We start from the raw sequence: 18,879 nt of genomic DNA, 5'->3' as shown, positions 1-18,879 counted from the left end.
GTCTACCTCCTACCAGGCGTCACTGCGCGGGACGATGCGAGGCTCCTCCACCGGCTCCGCCTCGGGCACGTAAGGCTCGTACCACCCCTCCGGCGGCGCCGGCCGCTCCCCGTCCTCGTCGAGGTCGGCCTGCTCACTGGGCTCTCTCGGGCTTTCGTCCGGCAGGGTTTTCGCGTCTTCGGCCGGGAGGCCCTCTGGGGGCTCCGCCAGGGTGCTTTCGATCGGCGCTGCCCCTTCGTCCCCCTGCGTGGCAGGCGCTCTAACGGTCTCGCTTGCGCTCGGTGCGCTCGGCAAGGCCTCTGCGTTTTCAGAAGGGACGGCCGTTCGCAGGCCTTGCGTGCTGGGTGTCTGCGGGGAGCCGGGGGGCTGGGCGAGGTCGCTCGGTGGGGGTTCCGGGGGTGCCCAGGGGGAGGTGCTGCCGGGGCCTTCTTCGCCTGTGCCTTGTTCGCCGGTCCGGTCGGTCGGCTTGGGGTGCGGCGAGGTGGGAGTGAAGGGGAGCGCCTCGGTCGCCCGTGGGGGAACCCGTGCGGGGGCCTCTGCCGATGGGGCGGACGCGGGAGTGCCGGGCGGTGGCTCGGCGGTGGGCCAGTCCTTCCAGGGGTTGGCGGCGGGAGGAGGCGGGGGCCAGGGGGTTTCGGCGGCCCAGGTGGAGGTGTCGTCGGGGGATTTCGGATCCGTGTCGGTCCACCAGTGGGGGCCCGGGGTGGGTTCGGGCATGGGTTCTTCCTCCCAGGTGAGGGGAAGTGGGAGGGGCTCGCCCGGCGGGGTGGCGACGGCGACCGGGGCGGTCAGTGCGGGGACGGGATCGCGAGGGGACGGGTCGGGGTGGCGGGGCGCGGGTTCGACGAGGGGTGAGGACTTCCCGTGCTTGGGCCCCAGCCAGCCGCGGCGGCTGGGGAGGGTGAGGCCGCTGATCAGGCCGCCGACGAGGACGAGGGCCGCGCCGAGGACGAGGCCCGAGGACGTGCCGCTGCGGAACGTCTCCAGCTCGGCGGCGCTCGCGCCCTCCGCGGGGACGTGGTGGATGAGCAGGCCGAGGATGGCGATCCCGAAGGCGCCCGACGCCTCGCGGATGACGTTGATGATGCCGCTCGCGACGCCCGCCTGCTGCTCCGGGACGGCCTTCAGGACGTACATGACGAGCGGCATGCCCATCGCGGCGCCGACGCCGACGACCATGACGCCGGGCATGAGGTCGGCGTAGCCGTCCCCCTGCTGGATGGTGGAGAACAGGAACATGCCGAAGGCCATGAGGGCGAGGCCGCCGCCGATGGCGGGGCGCGGGCCGAGCTTGGCGGCCAGCCAGAACGCGACGGGCGTCATGACCATGATGGCGATGGACGGCGGCAGCATCACCAGGCCCGCCTGGGGCGGGGAGAAGCCGAGGAAGCGCTGCAGGAACGTCGCCGAATAGAAGATCATCCCGTTGAAGCCGATGCCGTAGAGCATCTGCGAGAGCAGGCCGCCCGCGAAGACCCGGTTGCGGAAGAACCGCAGATTGATCATCGGGTCGGGGGCCCAGCTCTCCACCAGGACGAAGCAGGCCAGGGCGATGAACGCGAGGGCGAACACGCTGAGGACGGACGGGTCGGCCCAGCCGTGCTTGTTGCCCGACTCCAGCCCGTAGGTGAAGGCGAACAGCATCGTGGCGGAGATGAGGACGCCGGGCAGGTCGACCCGGGCGTCGCGGTTCTCACCCCTGCCGGTGAGGACGACCAAGCCGAGCAGGGTGACCAGGACGCCGGGGACGATGTTGATCAGGAAGATCCAGCCCCAGCTCCACTGCTGGACGATGAAGCCGCCGATGGTGGGGCCGAGGGCGGTGGCGCTGGCGCCGGCGCCGACCCAGACGATCGTGCCGAGTGAGCGCTGCTTGTCGGTGCGCCCGACGGTGACCATGACCTGCGTGGCGGGGAGGGCCAGGGCGGCGCCGGCGCCCTGCGTGACGCGGGCGAGGATGAGGGTCGCCGAGTCGGGGGCGAGGCCGCAGACGGCGGACGCGGCGGTGAAGACGACCATCCCGGTCACGAAGGTGACGCGGCAGCCGAAGACGTCGGTGAGCCGCCCGCCCGCCACCATCAGGCAGGAGAACATCAGGATGTAGCCGGTGGCGACCCAGTCCTTGGCCGAGTTGGACATGTCGAGGTCGCTCATGATGGTGGGCAGCGCGTTCGCGACCACCGTGTTGTCCATGGTGATCATGAATGCGCTGACGGCCACCACCGCCAGCGCCCATCGGTATCGGCCGCGGGTCAACAGTCCGTACGGCGTGAACTCCCGCACCGGCCGCGGAAATCCGCCGCTTCCCCCTAAAAACAGTCGTCGCTATTGTTACTATTGGTTGGCGCTTCGTTACTCGGCCCTGACTCCAGGCCGTGGTACCACAACTATCCCATCAGGCCACATTGGTTACTGCCGAGTCTTGTCATCACCGTGACAAGACATGGGGGAGAAAAGTGGTCTGGGTGCGCATCGTGAGTCGGTCATCGTAAGACAAAGTGGTCCCTCCGCTTCGACGAACGATCCCGGTTTCATGGGGGGAACCCACCGCATGCAGAGCAACGATCGTTCCGGAGCCGCGCGGGAGAACGCGCAGGACGAGACACGGATCAGCGAGGATTCGGTCCGCCGGCACCTGATCGAGCAGATCGCGCGCCGCTCCAGGACCACCGCCGCCGAAGTCGACCCCGACCGGCCGCTGGAGGAGTTCGGTCTGGCCTCCAGGGACGCGGTCGCGATCGCCGGCGAGCTCGAGCAGATGCTCGGGCGAGCCCTCCCCGCCACCCTCGTCTGGGAACATCCGACGATCAACAAGCTCTCCGTCGCGCTGGCCGGCGGGACCCCCGCGCAGCCCCCCGCGCAGACCCCGGCGCCGGAGCCGGCCGCGAGGCAGGCCGCGAGCGACGAGCCCATCGCCGTCGTCGGCGCCGGGCTGCGCTTCCCCGGCGGCGGCCGCGACCTGACCGGCCCGGACGACTACTGGCGCTTCCTGACCGGGCGCGGCGACGCGATCCGCGAGGTGCCGGACGGCCGGTGGGACGCGTTCGACGACGGCTCCCCCGAGGTCGGCGACCTGCTCGACCGCACGACGCGGCTCGGCGGGTTCCTGCGTGACGTCGCCGAGTTCGACGCGCAGTTCTTCGGCATCACCCCGCGCGAGGCCGCGGTCATGGACCCGCAGCAGCGGCTCGTCCTCGAAGTGGCGTGGGAGGCGTTCGAGCACGCGGGCATCGGCCCGGCGTCGCTGCGCGGCAGCCGCACGGGCGTGTTCGTCGGTGTGTCCGCGCCGGAGTACGCCGCGTTCACCGCGTCCGACCTGGCCTCTCTCGAACCGTTCACGGCGACGGGCGCGGCGCTCAGCATCATCGCGGGCCGGCTGTCGTACCTGCTCGACCTGCGCGGCCCCAGCATGATCGTCGACACGGCCTGCTCGTCGTCGCTGGTCTCGGTGCATCTCGCCGTGCGGGCGCTGCGCGGCGGCGAGGCCGACGTCGCGCTGGCCGGGGGCGTGAACCTGCTGCTGTCGCCGACCGTCACGATGACGTTCGACCTCGCCGGCGGGACGGCCGCGGACGGGCGCTGCAAGGCGTTCGACGCCTCCGCCGACGGCATGGTCCGCGCGGAGGGCTGCGGCGCCGTCGTCCTGAAGCGGCTGTCGGACGCGGAACGGGACGGCGACCGGATCCTCGCCGTGATCCGCGGCTCCGGAGTCAACTCCGACGGGCGCTCGAACGGCCTCGTCGCCCCCAACTCCGACGCGCAGCGCTCCCTGCTGCGGGACGTCTACGCGAGCGCGGGCATCGACACGCGAGAGGTCGACTACGTCGAGGCCCACGGAACGGGGACGTTCCTGGGCGACCCCATCGAGGCCAAGGCGGTCGGCGAGGTCCTCGGCGCGGGCCGCGACCCCGACGAGCCGCTGCTGCTCGGCTCCGCGAAGTCCAATCTCGGGCACATGGAGTCCGCGGCGGGCATAGCGGGCCTCATCAAGACGGTCCTCGCGCTGCACCACCGGGTCATCCCGCCCAGCGCGCACTACAAGGAGCCCAACCCGCACATCCCGTTCGACGAGCTGCGCCTGGCGGTCGTCGCCGAGGAGACGCCGTGGCCCGACCGGGGGCGTCCCGCACGGGCCGGCGTGTCCGGGTTCGGGTTCGGTGGGACGAACGCGCACGTCATCCTGGAAGAGGCTCCCGCGCAGGAGACGACCGTCCAACCGGCCGTGGTCAGGACGTTCCCGCTGTCCGACACCAGCGACGAGCGCATCCGCGACCATGCGGCCCTGCTGGCCGAGTGGCTCCCGAACCAGGACGTGAGGCTCGCTGACGTCGCCCGCACCCTGCACCGGCGCGCCGGCCGCGGACGGGCCCGCGCCGCCGTCGCCGCCAGAGACCGCGCAGGGCTCGTCGAAGGGTTGACCGCCCTGGCCGAAGGCCGTCCCCACCCGGGCGTGGTGACGGGGACGGCGCTCGGCGCGCCCGGCCGTCCCGTCTGGGTGTTCTCCGGGTACGGGGCGCAGCGCGCGGGCATGGCGCAGCGGCTCCTGGAGGAGGAGCCCGCGTTCGCCGAGGCCATCGACGACCTGGACGGCCTGTTCGCCGAGGAGGGCGGCCCCGAGCTGTGGTCGCTCCTCGAAGAGGGCCGCAAACCGGACGGCCCGGCCGACACGATGCCGGTCCTGTTCGCGATCCAGATCGCCCTCGCCCGCATGTGGCGGGCGTACGGCGTCACGCCCGGCGCGGTGGTCGGCCACTCGATGGGCGAGGTCGCGGCGGCCGTCGTCGCGGGCGCGCTCACCCTGGAGGACGGCGTCCGCGTCATCTGCCGCAGGTCCCGACTGCTGACGCGGCTCGTCGGCGGCGGCGCGATGGCGGTCCTCGGCGCGTCCGCCGCGGAGGTCGCGCGGCTCGGCGAGGGCCTGCCCGAGGTCTACGCGGCCGTGCACTCCTCGCCGAAGCAGACCGTGGTCACCGGCGACGCCGGCCAGGTCGCCGAGATCGTCGAGCGGGCCGAGGCCGAGGGCCGGCTCGCCCGGATGGTGCAGGCCGAGGGCGCCGGCCACTCGCCCCAGGTCGACCCGCTCCTGCCCGAGCTGCGCGAACTCCTCGCCGGCGTGGGGGCCGAGCGGGGCGCCCCGCTCGCCGAGGGCGTCAGGCTCTACACCACGGCCCAGGACGATCCGCGCGCGTACCTCGACTCCGCGTCCGCCCTCGGCGTCGACCACTGGGCGGCGAACCTGCGGAACGCGGTGCGGCTCACGGACGCGGTCGCGGCCGCCGCCGAGGACGGCTTCCGGACGTTCGTCGAGGTCAACGCGCACCCGATCCTGGCGCACGCGGTGGGCGAGACCCTGGAGGGGACGGGCGCGCTCGTCACCCACACGCTGAAGCGGGCGCCGAGGGGCCAGGAGACCGACGACACGCTGACGTTCCACGCGCAGCTCGCCACCCTGGCCGCGCACGGCCACACGATCGGCAGGCCCGTGGACGGGCGGATCGTCGACGTCCCGCAGTCGCCGTGGCGGCACGAGCGGCACTGGGTCGACCTGTCGGCGCGCACGTCGGGCAAGCACGACGAGCATCCCCTGCTGGGGGCGCATGTGGAGCTTCCCGGCGAAGACCGGCACGCCTGGCGCGCCGACGTGGGCCTCGCCGCGCAGCCGTGGCTGCGGGCGGCGGCCGTCCACGGGGTCCACGCACTGCCCGTCGCGGCGTTCGCGGAGATGGCGCTCGCCGCCGGCGCGGCCGCGCTCGGCACCGAGGACGTCCGTGTCAACAGCCTGTGGATGGAGCGGCGGCTCGCGCTCGCCGACCACGTGACCGTGACGACGACGTTCACCGAGGCGGAGCAGCGGGTGGAGATCCACGCGCTGACCCCGGCGGGCACGTGGGCGCGGCTGGCCAGCGCGGACGTCGGAGAGGACCACCGTCCCCCCGCCGCGTCCGGGCCGGGCCCGTCCACCGAGGTCGCCGCCGCCGAGCGCGGCAGCCGCCACTACCGGCTGCACCCCGAGGTCTTCGACCGCTGCCTGTCCGTGCTGTCGGACGAGGCGGCGGGCGGCGACGGCGGCGTGTGGCAGGCCGAGACGATCGGGAGCCTCCGCGTGTTCGGCCCGACGCACCGCGGCGGCCACGTCCAGGCGAAGGTCGTCCGGGGCGAGGAGGACGTGACGGGCTCGGTCGCGCTCCTGGCGGCGGACGGCCGGGTCCTCGCCGAGGCGACCGGCATCGTGCTCCGCCGGGTCGAGCGCCACGACATCCCCGTCCCGCTCGCCGACAAGCTGGTCGAACTCGTCTGGGACGAGACGCCCCTCCCGGAGGGCGCCGAGCCGTCCGAAGGCGGCACCTGGCTGGTGCTGGCCGATGAGGACGACGCGCTGGGCGACGCGGCGGCCGCCGGGCTGGAGGAGCGCGGGAAGCGCGTCATCCGGCACCGGCCGACGAACCGGCCGCCGGACGACCATCCGGCCATGGCCGAGCCGGTCGACGGCGTCGTGCTGGTCCCGCCCGCCGATCTCGTGGACGAGGAACTCGTCCTCGCCGTCGCGGGGGTGAGCCGCTCGCTGCCCGACGGCCCCCGCCTCTACATCGCGACCCGCTCCGCGCTGCCCCTGGCAGGGGAGGGCGTGCCCGGCCACGGGTTCGTCAGCGCGCTCACCAGGGTTCTGGCGTTCGAACGCACCGTCCAGCGCGCCACCCATGTGGACGTCGACCGTCCCGCCGATCTGGTCGCGGAACTGCTTGCGGGCGACGACGCGCGGGAGGTCGCCTGGCGCGCGGGCACCCGGCATGCGGCGCGCCTCGCGCAGGCCGTCCTGCCGGAGACGCCGGCCAGGAAGAAGCGCGTCGTCCGGCGCGGCGGCGCGTACGTCATCACCGGCGGGTACGGCGGGATCGGCCTGGTCACCGCGCGGCTGCTGGCCGAGCGGGGCGCCGGGCGCATCGTCCTGTCCGGGCGCGGCGGCCCCGACGCCGACGCCGAGAAGGTGATCGCCCGCCTGCGCGAGGACGGCGTCGACGTCGGCGTCGTGCTCGGTGACATCGCCCAGCCCGGCACCGCCGAACGCCTGGTCGCGGTCGCCCAGGAGGGCGGGACCCGGCTGTGCGGGGTGGTGCACGGCGCCGGAGCGATCGACGACCGGCTGATCGCCGACCTCGGCCCGGAGGATCTCCACAGGGTGTGGACGGCGAAGGTCGAGGGCGCCCGGCGGCTCAGCGAGGCCACCTGGGACCTCGACCTCGACTGGCTCGTCACGCACTCCTCGGCGGCCGCGCTGCTCGGCTCGCCGGGGCAGGCCGCCTACGCCGCCGCGAACGCCGCGATCGACGCGCTCATGGCGTACCGGCGGGCGAACGGGCGCCCCGGGACGACCATCAACTGGGGCACGTGGTCGCGGGTCGGCGGGGCCGCCGAGACGTCGGTCACCGTGATCGACCCGATCAGCCCGGCGGAGGGCGCGGAGGCGCTGGAGGCGCTCCTCGTGCACGGCAGGGCGGCGACGGGCGTGCTGCGCTTCGACCCCGCCACCGCCGTCGGCCTGTTCCCGGAGATCCGGAACATGCCCTACTTCGCCGCGCTCACCGAGGCGGCCGGCGAACTGGGCGCGGGCGACGCCGGCGACTGGCCCGGCGTGGAGGCGCTCGGGGACCTCGACCCGGCCACCGCCCGCAAGATGATCGCCGCGCAGGTCAGGCACCGGATCGCGGCCGTGCTCGGCTTCGACCCGCAGCGCCTGGACCCGTCCGTCCCGCTCACCGACCTCGGCCTCGACTCCCTCGTCGCGGTCCGGATCAAGAGCGGGGTCGAGCACGACCTCGGGCTGACCGTCCCGGCGTCGGTGCTGCTCCAGGGCGCCAGCGTGAACGTCTTCGAGGAGTGGGCGGCCGGCGAGCTCGGCCTCGCCGACGCCGCCGCCCCCTCTCCCGCCCCCGCGGCGGTGTCGAACGCCGAGTCCGGGTACGTCATGCCGCGCGACGCCGCCGAGCGCCTCGCCGTCCGCATCTTCGAGGACGTCCTCGGCCTCGACCGCGTCGGCGTCACCGCGGACTTCTTCGCCGACCTCGGCGGCCGGGACCTCGACGCCGACCGGGTCGTCGCGCTCGTCGCGCGGGAGGTCGGCGGCGAGGTCACCCGCGGGGAGCTGTTCGAGACGCCGACGGCGCAGAACGTCGCCGAGTACCTCAGGGCGGCCGACGAGGAGGCGGCGCGGCAGACCGTCCGGCCGCTGAACAGGAGCGGTTCCGGGGGGCGTGGGGGGTCGTCCCCCCACAATGACCGGCCTGGGGGGCGGCGGCCGATCTTCATCGCGCACCCGGCCGGCGGCACCACCGCCTGCTACCGCCAGCTCGTCGACCTGCTCGGCGACGACCAGCCGGTGTACGGGCTGGAGCGGTTCGAGGACGCGCCGCCCGTCGAGGAGCGCGCCGCCCGCTACGTCCGGCACCTGATGGAGGCGCAGCCCGAGGGCGCGTTCCGGCTCGGCGGCTGGTCGTTCGGCGGCGTCCTCGCCTACGAGACCGCCCGGCAGCTGGCGGAGGCGGGCCGCGAGGTCGAGTTCGTCGCGCTGTTCGACGCGGGCCTCCCGCTCGCGGTGGACGACGAGTCTGACACGCTCGCCCGGCGCTTCTCCGCGTTCGCCGACTACATCAACGAGACCTACGGCCTGGAGGTCGCCCTCACCTACGAGGAGCTGTCCGGGCTGGACGAGGAGTCGCAGTTCGCCCTGGTCATGGAGCGTGCGGCGCCCCTGGTCGACCACATCCCCCCGGCGGCGCTCACCCACCAGCTCACGTCCCACCAGGACACCCGTTCCCTGGAGGCGTACAAGCCGGAGCCCTACGACGGGCACGTCGTCCTCTACTACGCGCCCGAGGAGACCCCCTGGGCCGTGCGGGACGCACGCTACGTGCTCGACGGGACCAACGGTTTCGGCGGGCTCTGCGCCGACCTGGAGATCGTCACGATCCCCGGTGCGCACCATCTCAACCTGCTCGATCCGCCCGGTGTGGGCGTTCTCGCCGCGCACCTGGAGGCCCGGCTCGCGGGACGGCGGGAGAGCGACACCGTCCCCGCGCCGATCACGGCCCGCTGAGGGCCGCCCCCCGAACCCGTTCCACGGAGGACATCCCCATGGCCCACCCCGGCCCGTCCCACGCCCTGCTCGACGCCGTCCGGTCCGGCGCGAGCGGTCCCGAGCTGCAGGAGATCGACCTGCCGACCCGCTTCCGCGCGGCGTTCACCCGCAAGGACGAGGTCGGGATCTTCGAGGGCCAGACCGACAAGGACGTGCGCCGCTCCCTGCACGTCGGCGAGGTCGAGATGCCCGAGCTCGCGCCCGACGAGTGCGTCGTCGCGGTGATGTCCGCCGCGATCAACTTCAACACCGTCTGGTCGGCGATCTTCGAGCCGGTCCCGACGTTCGCGTTCCTGGAGAAGTTCGGCCGCCAGGGCTGGTACGGCGCCCGGCACGACCTGCCGTACCACATCCTCGGCTCGGACGGCTCGGGCGTCGTCGTGCGCACCGGCAGCGGCGTGAAGAGCTGGAAGGTCGGCGACAAGGTCGTGCTGTCCCCGTCCTACGTGGACGAGGAGGACCACGGCTCCTACGACGACGGCATGATGTCGGAGAGCCAGCTCGCGTGGGGCTTCGAGACGAACTTCGGGTCGCTCGGCGAGTACTGCATCGTCAAGGCGAACCAGCTGATCCGCAAGCCCGCCCACCTGACGTGGGAGGAGGCGGGCTCCAACACGCTGTGCGCCGCGACCGCCTACCGGATGCTGGTCGGGTCGCACGGCGCCCGCATGAAGCAGGGCGACGTCGTGCTGATCTGGGGCGCGACCGGCGGGCTCGGCTCGTTCGCGACGCAGCTCGTGAAGAACGGCGGCGGCATCCCCGTCGCCGTGGTCTCCTCCGAGGAGAAGGCGGACATCGTCCGCTCGCAGGGCTGCGACCACATCATCAACCGCAACGACCTGGAGCTCGGCGAGCAGGGCCTGCGCCACCCGAAGGCCGGCCGGATGCTGGGCGAGGCGATCCGCCGGCTCGTCGGCGAGGACCCCGGCATCGTGTTCGAGTACCTCGGCCGCGAGACGTTCGGCGCGTCCGTCTACGTCGCCAAGCGCGGCGGCAAGATCGTCACCTGCGGCTCCTCCACCGGGTACCGGCACGAGTACGACAACCGGTTCCTGTGGATGCGGCTGAAGAGCATCATCGGCTCGCACGGCTTCAACTACCACGAGGCCGTCGAGATCAACCGGCTGATCGGCCTCGGCATGATCCACCCGACGCTGTCGAAGGTCTTCCCGCTGGACGAGGCCGGGGACGCGACCCGGGCCGTCCAGACGAACCAGCACATCGGCAAGGTCGCGGTCCTGTGCGCCGCCACCGGCGAGGGCCAGGGCGTGGACGACCCCGCGCTGCGCGAGCGCATCGGCGAGGAGAAGCTGAACCTCTACCGCCGCTGACACGCGCGCGGGACGGGCCCGGGGCGCGGGGCCCGTCCCTTTTCTTCTACGCCTTCTGAAGGCGGGTTGAAAAACGTTTCGTTGACAGTACGAGGCGCGGATAGCGATTCTTTGGGACGGCAACAGCGCGCGCTAGCAGACCGCCCCCGCCAAAAGGAGTCGCGTGATGCAGCGTCGAACCCTGCTCGCCTGCGCCGTTCTCGCCGCCTTTACCGCCATTCCCGCCGCGAACGTTTCCGCGGCCCCCTCCGCTCCCGACCCGACCGCCGCGAAACGCGGACACGTCGCGGGCGCCCGCACATTCATCCCCGACGCCCGCAACGCCGAGGCCGTGCAGAGATTCCGCGACCTGCACCGCTCCCGCCTGCGCCGCGAGCAGATCCATCACTTCTGGGGCGTCGAGCCGGCCGCCGGGTCCCACGACGGGCTCACGGCCACCCACAGCGTCGACACGAGCTATCGGGTGTCGAACAGCGCCGACTTCACCTACACGCCCACCATCAAGGCCGCCGGGTCCTGCATGGAGATCACGACCGTCTACTCCCAGGCCGTCGGGAACGAGATCTGGGCCTGGGACTGGTGCGGCGGCAACGGGCCCGCCAAGGAGGTGAAGATGGACGCGAACTTCCTCCGGACCTACACCAAGAGCGTGAACGGGCGCCCCGCCTACAGCGTCCAGCTCGTCAGGACGAACGCCTCCACCAACGCGTGGTCGGCGTACCTCTACAACTACACGACGAATTCCTGGAGCCTCTTCTACAGCAAGTCGGGCCGGGACACGAGCTCGCTGACCTACGGCTGGGACATCTTCGAGATCTACGCGACCCGCGACCCGAGCACGGGCAACGCCTACTACTGCGCGGACGCGAAGAACGTCGTCTTCGAGAGCAGTTCCATCCAACTCCGCCGGAACGGCGCCTGGAGCCCGGCGACCGCCTCGGACTCGCCCTGGCAGCCGACCGCGACCCCCAACCCCCGCGACTATCTGTGCCCGTCCCTGCAATTCGTCCGCGCCGGCGCGAACGACCACTGGATCGTCAGGCAGTAGCTCAGGTGGGCAGCGGCCGATCGTTCACGACGTGTTTCATCACCAGCGTGGAGTTCAGCCGCTGCACCCCAGGCAACGCCGCGAGGACGTCGTCCTCCAGTTCCTGATAGGCCTTCAGATCAGCGGTGACGATGCGCAGCAGATAGTCGGGGTCGCCGAACAGGCGCTGGGCCTGCACCACCTCCGGCACTCGCGCGACGGCGGCCTCGAAGCCGAGCAGCGTGTCGCGGTCCTCCTGCCGCATGGTGACGAAGACCAGCGCCTGGAAGGTCAGGCCGAGCGCGGCGGCGTCCACGACCGCGCGGTACCCGCGGATCGTGCCGCCGCGCTCCAGCTCCCGCAGCCGCCGGTGGCAAGGCGAGACGCTCAACCCCACCCGCGCCGCCAGCTCGGTGACCGTCAACCGGCCGTCCTCCTGGAGCACGGCAAGGATCTTCCGATCGATGGCGTCCACAAAGCAGATTCTTCCACAAAATGCTTCTGATCCGCCAAAAGTCGAAACCACTTTCCACCAGTTCAATCGTATTCTCCCCGTAATGGCCTCCAGAAGGGGAGGAATGCGATGGCAGCGGGATCGGTGCTCGCGTTCTGGACGGTGTCGCTGCTTCTCATCGCCGTCCCGGGCGCGGACTGGGCCTTCACCCTCTCCACCGGACTGCGCGGCGGAGTCGTGCCCGCCGTGGCCGGGCTGGTCACCGGCTACGCCGCGGTGACCGCGATCGTCGCGGCAGGCGTCGGCGCGCTGGTCGCCGACTCCCCGTCCGCCCTGACGGGCCTCACCGTCGTCGGCGGCCTCTACCTCATCTGGCACGGCGCGACGACCTTCGCCCGCCCCGCCCCCCTCGACGTCCGGACCGGCGCCGGCACCGACTGGAACACCTTCCTGCGCGGCGTCGGCGTGAGCGGCCTCAACCCCAAAGGCCTGCTGATCTTCGTGGCCCTGCTGCCCCAGTTCACCGATCCCCGTGACGCCTGGCCGCTCCCCGCGCAACTGGCCGTCCTGGGCCTGCCCTTCATGGCCACCTGCGCCGCGTTCTACCTCTGCCTGGGCACCCTGACCCGCACAGTCCTTGACCCCCGCCCCGCAGCCGCCCGCACCGTCACCCGCCTATCCGGAGCCGCGATGACCGCCCTGGGCGCATGGCTCCTGCTCGACCACCTCCTCCCCTGACCAGCAACGCGACCGCCCTCCCCGCCCAGCTCGATGGCGCGATCGAGCTATCGGGATCCTCTCTGCCATGGCCCGCAGGGACGGAAACGACTCGATAGCTCTACGTTGCCAATTGATTACTCTTAGCTTGCTCTCATGCCCACCAACAACCACGAGCTGCCGCTGGAGATGGTCCGCAACAGGCCGCAGCTCGTCCCCGAGATGTTGCGGAGCGTCTTCGGACTCGACGTGTCCGGCAACGCGCGAGCCACGCTGGCATCGGAGTCCTACGCCGACACCAACCCCGCCGAACTGCGCTGTGACGCCACCGTCGCTCGGCGACCCGGAGTCGCCCACCCTGGGCGTCGTAGTGGAATCCCAGCTGCGAGTCTTAAGCCAGAAGACCTTCAGCTGGCCCGCCTACCTGGCGTCACTGCGCCTCCGGCGCCGCTGCCCCGTGATGCTTCTCGTGCTGTGTCCCGACCAGGCCACGGCAAGAGGATGCGCCGCCCCCATCGACATGGGCCACCCCAAATGGGTGCTCGAACCCCTCACCGTCCATCCCGGAATGCTGCCGCCCATCACCGACCCGGACCGGGCCCGCCGCCTCCCCGAACTGGCGGTCCTCAGCGCCCCCGCCCACGCGGACGGCCCGCAGGCGGAAGCCGTCATCCGAGGCCTGTCCGCTGCCATCGGCTCCCTCAGCGGTGACACCGGGGCGCTCTATCATGACTACGTACTGTCGCGGTTCTCTGACGCCGCCCGCAAACTCCTGGAGGAAACGGTGAAAATCGACAACTACGAGTGGCAGTCAGAGTTCGCCCTCACCCACCGCGCCGAGGGCCGCGCCGAAGGGCGTGTCGAAGGGCGTGTCGAGGGGCGTGTCGAAGGGCGTACCGAGGGGGAGGTGAAGGCGCTGCTGCTCATGCTTGAGGCGCGCGGTCTCGATGTTCCCGAGAACATCCGCGCGCGGGTCGAGGGATGTACGGACCCCGAGCAGATCGAGCGGTGGATCCAGCGTGCCGTCAGCGCCGACTCGGCTGAGGATCTTTTCGACTGACGCCTTGGCCTGGGGGCGATCGCGTCGTTTCACACAAGAGTCCGGCTCGTGCCCCGAAGGGTACGAGCCGGACCGGTGTACTGGTGTGGTCGTGCCGACCCGCGCCCGAAGGCGCGGGCCGACACGATTCACTTGCTGCCGTTCCGCGAGTTACACGGCGCGGCTGGTGCGCGAGACCGCCTCAGCGACCTGCGCCTCCTCGATCTCGGCCATGAGGGCCTCGAAGAGGAGGGCGAACCAGATGACGGCCTGGTAGACGTACGCCTGGTTCAGGTTTCCGAGGGCGCGGCCCCCGGGGGTGTTCTCCTCGGAGGCCTGCCCCACCCGGTTGAAGGTGCCCATCAGCTCCCCCATGAGGGTCTCGGCACGCTGGAGCATGCCGAGCTGGAGGAACACGATGGCCAGCCAGCCCGTGATGTTGTTGAACAGCCCCTCCTCGGCGAGGGAGATGCCGTCCTGGAACTCGGCCGCGTGGTAGCGGACGTGCCCCTTGCCGACGCGGAGCCCCTTGAGGGGACCCACGGTGGTGTGGGGCTCGTCGATGGCGAGCGCCGTGGCGCGCACCAGCTCCTCGTCCCTGGACTCGAACATGTCCGGCGCCTGCATGAAGGCGAGGAGGATCGACGAGTCCAGCACGGGCATGTCGGGTGCGGCCACGATGACGCCGCGCTTGACGCAGTTGTCCCGCACCCACGGCATGACCTTGGCGGCCAGGGCCTTGTACTCCCGGGCCTTCTCCTGCTCCCCCGCCATCTCGAAGATCTTGGAGAAGTAGGCCAGAGCCTGGCCGTTGAGGATCTGCGCCGAGGCGTAGACCCGCAACTTCGCGCCGTTCTCCTGGTTCTCCGCGGGGCGGATCTCCCAGACGCCGGAGCACGGCTTGAACATGGCCGCCTTGGCCTGCTCGGCCAGGGGCGCCACGAACTCCAGGTCGATGAGGCCCTGGAGCGCCAGGCGGTAGCACACCTCCGCCGCGTACGAGATCCAGTCGTGCTGCTTCTGGTCGCCCGCGCCGTTGCCGACGCGGTAGACCGAGCCGCGGTGACCGATCCCGGGGATGACGACCTCGCCGTTGCTCGCGACGTTGCCGCCGTCGACCTCGTGCATGATCGCCAGCCTGTGGCTGATGTCGTGCAGCTTCTTGTACCACTGGTACCGCGCCAGGAGGACCTTCTGGTCCCCCGCGTCCGTCAGGCTGAGCACCGTCAGGACGCCGTCACGCTCCCAGTCCTTCAGGTAGTCCCAGCACCGCACGGCCAGGCCGAGCAGCGGGTCGTCCTCCGGGAGACTCCGGGTGGCGGCCGCGTAGAACGAGCCCCCGTTCCCGAAGCCCAGCAGCCGCAGGTTGATCGCGCTTCGGATCGCGACCCCGGCGTACTTGCCGCGGAGGTTCCGCAGGCTCTGGACGTACTCCAGCCAGCCGTTCTCGGACTCGGCGAAGAGGCGCTTGGCCTCCTTGTCGGTCCTCGGCGACAGGCTGTCGTGTCCCCCGACCGCGAAGAAGGCGGACTTCTTGGCCTTCAGGGGCAGAGACCCCCTGACCGAGGTCCCGCCCTCCCCGAACGTGAGGTGCATGTTGGTCGTGAAGAACATCTTCACGTTCCCCACGGTGGCGACGTACTCCGTGAAGCCGCGCCCGGAGCGCAGGACGGTCCACTGGACCGGCTGCTCGCCCGCGTGGCCGTAGCGGAGGCGGAAGTCCAGCTTGGCGGTGACGCTCCCCCTCTCACAGGTGAGCCTTCGCACCAGCTGGTTGCCGTCGGGGGTCGTCGGGGACCCCACCATGACGGCCTCCTCCCGGGCGTGCCCCTTGGGGCTCGTCCAGGTCGACACCAGGGTGGCCGAGTTGGCCTTGAACCGCATGTCGGTCGGTCGGTCCTCGCCGGCGACACCGAGTCGGAACGCGGTGTCCTCCGTCCCGTCGTACAGGCCGTTGCAGACCGGCACGCCGTGGCCGAAGGGAACGTTCCACGAGCAGACGTTCCCGTCGGGGCCGAAGACCGCGAGGCGGCCGTGACCGTTCCCGATGACGGCGGTCTCGCCGATGTCGGGCGACTCGTACTTCCGGCCGATGACGCCGGCGATGCCGGCGGCGACGGCGGTCGCCGCGGCGTCTGCGGGGTTTCGCCACCGCATCCGCTGCAGCTGTACTGAGAGCTCGCTACGCATAGCGTTCTCTCCTCTCTGGGTTGTTGGGTGTGTTGCGTGCGCCACGTGAGGTGGCACACATTCGTGACCGTCCGTGGATGTCACACGGAGGCAACACAGCCGACACACGCAGGACGCGCGGGCGTCACCGTCCCGCCTTTCGCACCGGCTTGATCATTGTTGGGAGGGGCAGGGCGGTGATAAATTGCCGCCCTTCGGCGGCGTGGAAGCCCGATCCCGGGACGGTGCGAAGCCGGCCGGACGGCCGCGGCGCGGGGAGTCGCCAGGCACGATGAAGCCCGCGGCGCCGATCATGCACAGAGGGCGGTCACTGTCCGTAGTGGTGCGGTCCGGATCGAGTCCCGCGGTAGGGGTGTCAGGACGTCGGTTTGGCCGCGTCCGGCCAACCTGGAGGATTCGGGCGCGAAGCCTCGGTTGAGAGCGATACGGCCGCGGGGTCAGGTGAGTCTCACGCGGGGGCCCGGCCTCGCGCCGGGGCTGAGTCCGGGGTGGGCGCCCTGTCGATCAGGGGCTGTCTCGGCGAAGTCACGGGGCCGCTTCTCCGGGCGGAGAAATTTGTGAATTTTTCTCACGTCACCGGCCGAACCTGGTCGTTCGTCGACCTAGACTTTGCGCCCCGGGCACGTCGCGGGTCATGATTTGCCCCACACAGGTCCCATAAGTAAGTAATTACCCCGTGTGAACGGCGCGCAACGCAGGGGGACGGAGCTGGGAGGTTCTGTGGCGAACGACGGTTCGACCACCAGCGGGCGCCCGTGGGCGGATCTGCCGAGGGAACTGGCGGATCACATGCGACCCCACCTCGACGAGGTGGCGGACGACATGATCCAGGAGATTCAGACGCGCGTCAGGGAGTACGACCGGCCGGGGGACGGCTCCTACTCGGGGACCCTCCGGCTCGCCGTGGAGCGCGTGCTCCACTTCTTCGTCGAGCGGGTGGCCGACCCCGGTCACGACCCCGCTCCGGTGACCGACTTCTTCCGCGCCATCGGCCGCGGCGAGGCGGGCGAGGGACGCAGCCTCGACGCGATGCAGACGGCGATGCGGGTCGGCGGCATGGTGGCGTGGCGCCGGATGACCGAGGGCGCCGAGGCGCTGCAGGTGCCGCCGCGCACGCTCGGCGCCGTCGGCGAGGTCCTGATGCAGTTCCAGGACGAGCTGGCGCACGCGGCCGCCGAGGGGTTCTCGCAGGCCAAGGCGGCGGTCGCGGGGGAGATGCAGCGCCGCCGCAAGCGCCTGCTCGACCTGCTGTTCGCCGACCCGCCGGCCGCGCAGGAGGCGATCGCCGACCTCGCCGCCGCCGCGCACTGGCCCGTCCCGCGGACGGTCGCCGCGGTCGCGCTCGGCCGGCACCACGCCGACACCCGCCAGCCCGCGTTCCCGCCGGACGTGCTGGCCGACCTCACCCGCCGCACCCCCAGCCTGATCATCCCCGACCCGGACGGGCCCGGCCGCGCCAAGCTCGTGGACCGCGCCCTGTCCGGGACGCTCGCCGTCGTCGGCCCGACCGTCCCGCTGATGGAGGCGGCGCGCTCGATCCAGTGGGCGCGCAAGACGCTGTGCCTGGTCCAGCGCGGCGTGATCGAGGCCGACAGCGGCGTGATCCGCAGCGTGGAGCACATGTCCACGCTGATCCTGTTCCAGGACGAGGGGCTCATCACCTCGCTGGCCGACCTGCGGCTCGCGCCGCTGGCGCACCTGCGGGCCAGCCAGCAGGACCGGCTCGCCGAGACGCTGCTGGCGTGGCTGCAGTCGGGGCGCAACGCCAACGAGGTCGCGATGCGGCTGCACGTCCACCCGCAGACCGTCCGGTACCGGCTGCGCCAGCTGGAGGAGCTGTTCGGCGACCAGCTCCTGGATCCGGACCTGCGCTTCGACCTGGAGATCGTGCTGCGCGCGCGGGCACTGCTGGCCGACAACGCGGGGGAGCGGATCATGCCGCCGGCCCGTGCGGCGGTCGGGGAGTCGGGCGAGGTCGTCAGCCTGCGGCGGGGCTGATCAGGGCTGCCCGGCGTGGCGGGAGGACCGCAGCCGCTCGGCGGTGGCGACGCGCTCGGCCAGCCGGGTCTGCGCGTCGCAGAGCAGCCAGAGCTCGCCCTCGTCGGCGGCGACGATCTCTTCGAGGCAGCCGTTGAGGAGCTGGTAGTCCGACAGGGGGGTGACGCGGGTCGCGCGGAGGCCGGCGTCGGAGCGTTCGCTGTGCCAACCGGGCATGCACATGGTCGCCGACATGAAGCGGGGCTCCCTCGGTCGGTTCCTGGTAGGTCTACCATAGAACCACCAAACACTGACCACAATGCGTTCGCCGCAACCCCAAGAGGGGGCGGGAGCGAGTGGGATCTGTACGGTATGAGGTCAATGCACCGACCTGGAGCAGGATCTGGTATGCCGCGACCCCCCGCGAAGGCACAGGCGATCAGCAACGCGCTCGCCGCTCGTATCGTCGAGGGCGAGCTGGACCCGGCGGCCTGGCTGCCGTCCGAGCGCGAGCTGGCGCGCGTGTACGAGGCCGACCGCTCCACCGTCCGGCGGGCGCTGCGGCTGCTGGCCGAGCAGGGCCTCGTCCAGCTGCGGCACGGCGCGGGCGCGCAGGTGCGGGAGGCTCCGCGGGTGCGGCGCGCGGCGTCCGACATCACCCGGCAGGTCGGGGGGTGGCGCGGGTTCCACGTGTCGGCGCGGCGGGACGGGCGCACCCCGTTCACCCGGACGGCCGTCGCCGAGGTGGAGGCCGACGACCGGCTCGCGTTCCGCCTGGACGTCCCGGTCGGGACGCGGGTGCTGGAGCGGGCGCGCGTCCAGGGCGTCGTGGGGGAGCCGCCGGTCCAGACGGCGACGACCTGGGTGATCCTTGAGATCGTGGAGGAGATCCCGGTGCTGCGCGAGGTCGACACGGGCCCGGGCGGCATCTACTCCCGGCTGGAGGAGGCGGGCTACCGGATCACGTTCGAGGAGACGGTGACGTGCCGGCTGCCCCGCCCGGACGAGCAG

General features: G+C 71.8%; 11 protein-coding genes. 7 read left to right on the top strand and 4 right to left on the bottom strand.

All coding sequences use genetic code 11. The features are described from left to right. Positions 1-9: 9 nt before the first annotated feature. Positions 10-2,220, bottom strand: a complete 2,211-nt coding sequence (locus AB0K37_RS23490; RefSeq protein ID WP_363984447.1) for a DHA2 family efflux MFS transporter permease subunit — start codon at positions 2,218-2,220, stop codon at positions 10-12. A 331-nt stretch (positions 2,221-2,551) separates the two neighbouring features. Here AB0K37_RS23490 and AB0K37_RS23485 point away from each other — a divergent pair, with 331 nt between their 5' ends. From AB0K37_RS23485 to AB0K37_RS23475, 3 genes are all read left to right on the top strand, one after another. After that, the gene (locus AB0K37_RS23485) at positions 2,552-9,091 is read left to right on the top strand and encodes an SDR family NAD(P)-dependent oxidoreductase (RefSeq protein ID WP_363984445.1); all 6,540 of its coding nucleotides are present in this window, start codon (positions 2,552-2,554) and stop codon (positions 9,089-9,091) included. Positions 9,092-9,129: 38 nt separating this feature from the next. Beyond that, on the top strand, positions 9,130-10,464 hold the full coding sequence (ccrA, locus tag AB0K37_RS23480) for a crotonyl-CoA carboxylase/reductase (RefSeq protein ID WP_363984443.1): 1,335 nt from the start codon (positions 9,130-9,132) through the stop codon (positions 10,462-10,464). Positions 10,465-10,630: 166 nt separating this feature from the next. After that, positions 10,631-11,512 (top strand): carbohydrate-binding protein, encoded by an 882-nt coding sequence (locus AB0K37_RS23475; protein ID WP_363984441.1) that lies wholly within the window; start codon positions 10,631-10,633, stop codon positions 11,510-11,512. A gap of 1 nt (position 11,513) precedes the next feature. On the opposite strand, the gene AB0K37_RS23470 is transcribed toward AB0K37_RS23475, so the two are convergent. Next, positions 11,514-11,966: an Lrp/AsnC family transcriptional regulator gene (locus tag AB0K37_RS23470; RefSeq protein ID WP_185029243.1), complete on the bottom strand. Its 453-nt coding sequence runs from the start codon at positions 11,964-11,966 to the stop codon at positions 11,514-11,516. 108 nt (positions 11,967-12,074) lie between these two features. Here AB0K37_RS23470 and AB0K37_RS23465 point away from each other — a divergent pair, with 108 nt between their 5' ends. Next, positions 12,075-12,683, top strand: coding sequence for a LysE family translocator (locus AB0K37_RS23465; protein ID WP_363984439.1), 609 nt, complete (start codon positions 12,075-12,077; stop codon positions 12,681-12,683). A gap of 439 nt (positions 12,684-13,122) precedes the next feature. Then, the gene (locus AB0K37_RS23460) at positions 13,123-13,722 is read left to right on the top strand and encodes a hypothetical protein (protein ID WP_363984437.1); all 600 of its coding nucleotides are present in this window, start codon (positions 13,123-13,125) and stop codon (positions 13,720-13,722) included. 150 nt (positions 13,723-13,872) lie between these two features. Here AB0K37_RS23460 and AB0K37_RS23455 read toward each other — a convergent pair whose 3' ends face one another. Beyond that, on the bottom strand, positions 13,873-15,891 hold the full coding sequence (locus AB0K37_RS23455) for a glycoside hydrolase family 15 protein (protein ID WP_363984435.1): 2,019 nt from the start codon (positions 15,889-15,891) through the stop codon (positions 13,873-13,875). Between the two features lie 789 nt (positions 15,892-16,680). Between AB0K37_RS23455 and AB0K37_RS23450 the strand changes: the two genes are divergently transcribed. Next, positions 16,681-17,889, top strand: a complete 1,209-nt coding sequence (locus tag AB0K37_RS23450; RefSeq protein ID WP_244993805.1) for a PucR family transcriptional regulator — start codon at positions 16,681-16,683, stop codon at positions 17,887-17,889. On the opposite strand, the gene AB0K37_RS23445 is transcribed toward AB0K37_RS23450, so the two are convergent. Continuing rightward, on the bottom strand, positions 17,890-18,123 hold the full coding sequence (locus AB0K37_RS23445; RefSeq protein WP_363984432.1) for a hypothetical protein: 234 nt from the start codon (positions 18,121-18,123) through the stop codon (positions 17,890-17,892). 153 nt (positions 18,124-18,276) lie between these two features. On the opposite strand from AB0K37_RS23445, the gene AB0K37_RS23440 reads away from it, so the two are divergent. After that, the coding region (locus AB0K37_RS23440; protein WP_363984430.1) for a GntR family transcriptional regulator at positions 18,277-18,879 on the top strand (603 nt) is incomplete at its 3' end.

The sequence above is a fragment of the Actinomadura sp. NPDC049753 genome (assembly GCF_040674655.1).
Taxonomy (GTDB): domain Bacteria; phylum Actinomycetota; class Actinomycetes; order Streptosporangiales; family Streptosporangiaceae; genus Spirillospora; species Spirillospora verrucosospora.
The sequence above is the reverse complement of the archived record's forward strand: the minus strand, read 5'-3'. Positions and strand labels throughout refer to the sequence as shown.

Excerpts from the sequence above, each read along its gene's own strand:
- AB0K37_RS23485 (WP_363984445.1), top strand. The coding sequence starts at position 2,552 with ATGCAGAGCAACGATCGTTCCGGAGCCGCGCGGGAGAACGCGCAGGAC.
- AB0K37_RS23460 (WP_363984437.1), top strand. The coding sequence starts at position 13,123 with ATGCTTCTCGTGCTGTGTCCCGACCAGGCCACGGCAAGAGGATGCGCC.
- AB0K37_RS23445 (WP_363984432.1), bottom strand. The coding sequence starts at position 18,123 with ATGTCGGCGACCATGTGCATGCCCGGTTGGCACAGCGAACGCTCCGAC.
- ccrA (WP_363984443.1), top strand. The coding sequence starts at position 9,130 with ATGGCCCACCCCGGCCCGTCCCACGCCCTGCTCGACGCCGTCCGGTCC.
- AB0K37_RS23465 (WP_363984439.1), top strand. The coding sequence starts at position 12,075 with ATGGCAGCGGGATCGGTGCTCGCGTTCTGGACGGTGTCGCTGCTTCTC.
- AB0K37_RS23450 (WP_244993805.1), top strand. The coding sequence starts at position 16,681 with ATGCGACCCCACCTCGACGAGGTGGCGGACGACATGATCCAGGAGATT.
- AB0K37_RS23455 (WP_363984435.1), bottom strand. The coding sequence starts at position 15,891 with ATGCGTAGCGAGCTCTCAGTACAGCTGCAGCGGATGCGGTGGCGAAAC.
- AB0K37_RS23475 (WP_363984441.1), top strand. The coding sequence starts at position 10,631 with ATGCAGCGTCGAACCCTGCTCGCCTGCGCCGTTCTCGCCGCCTTTACC.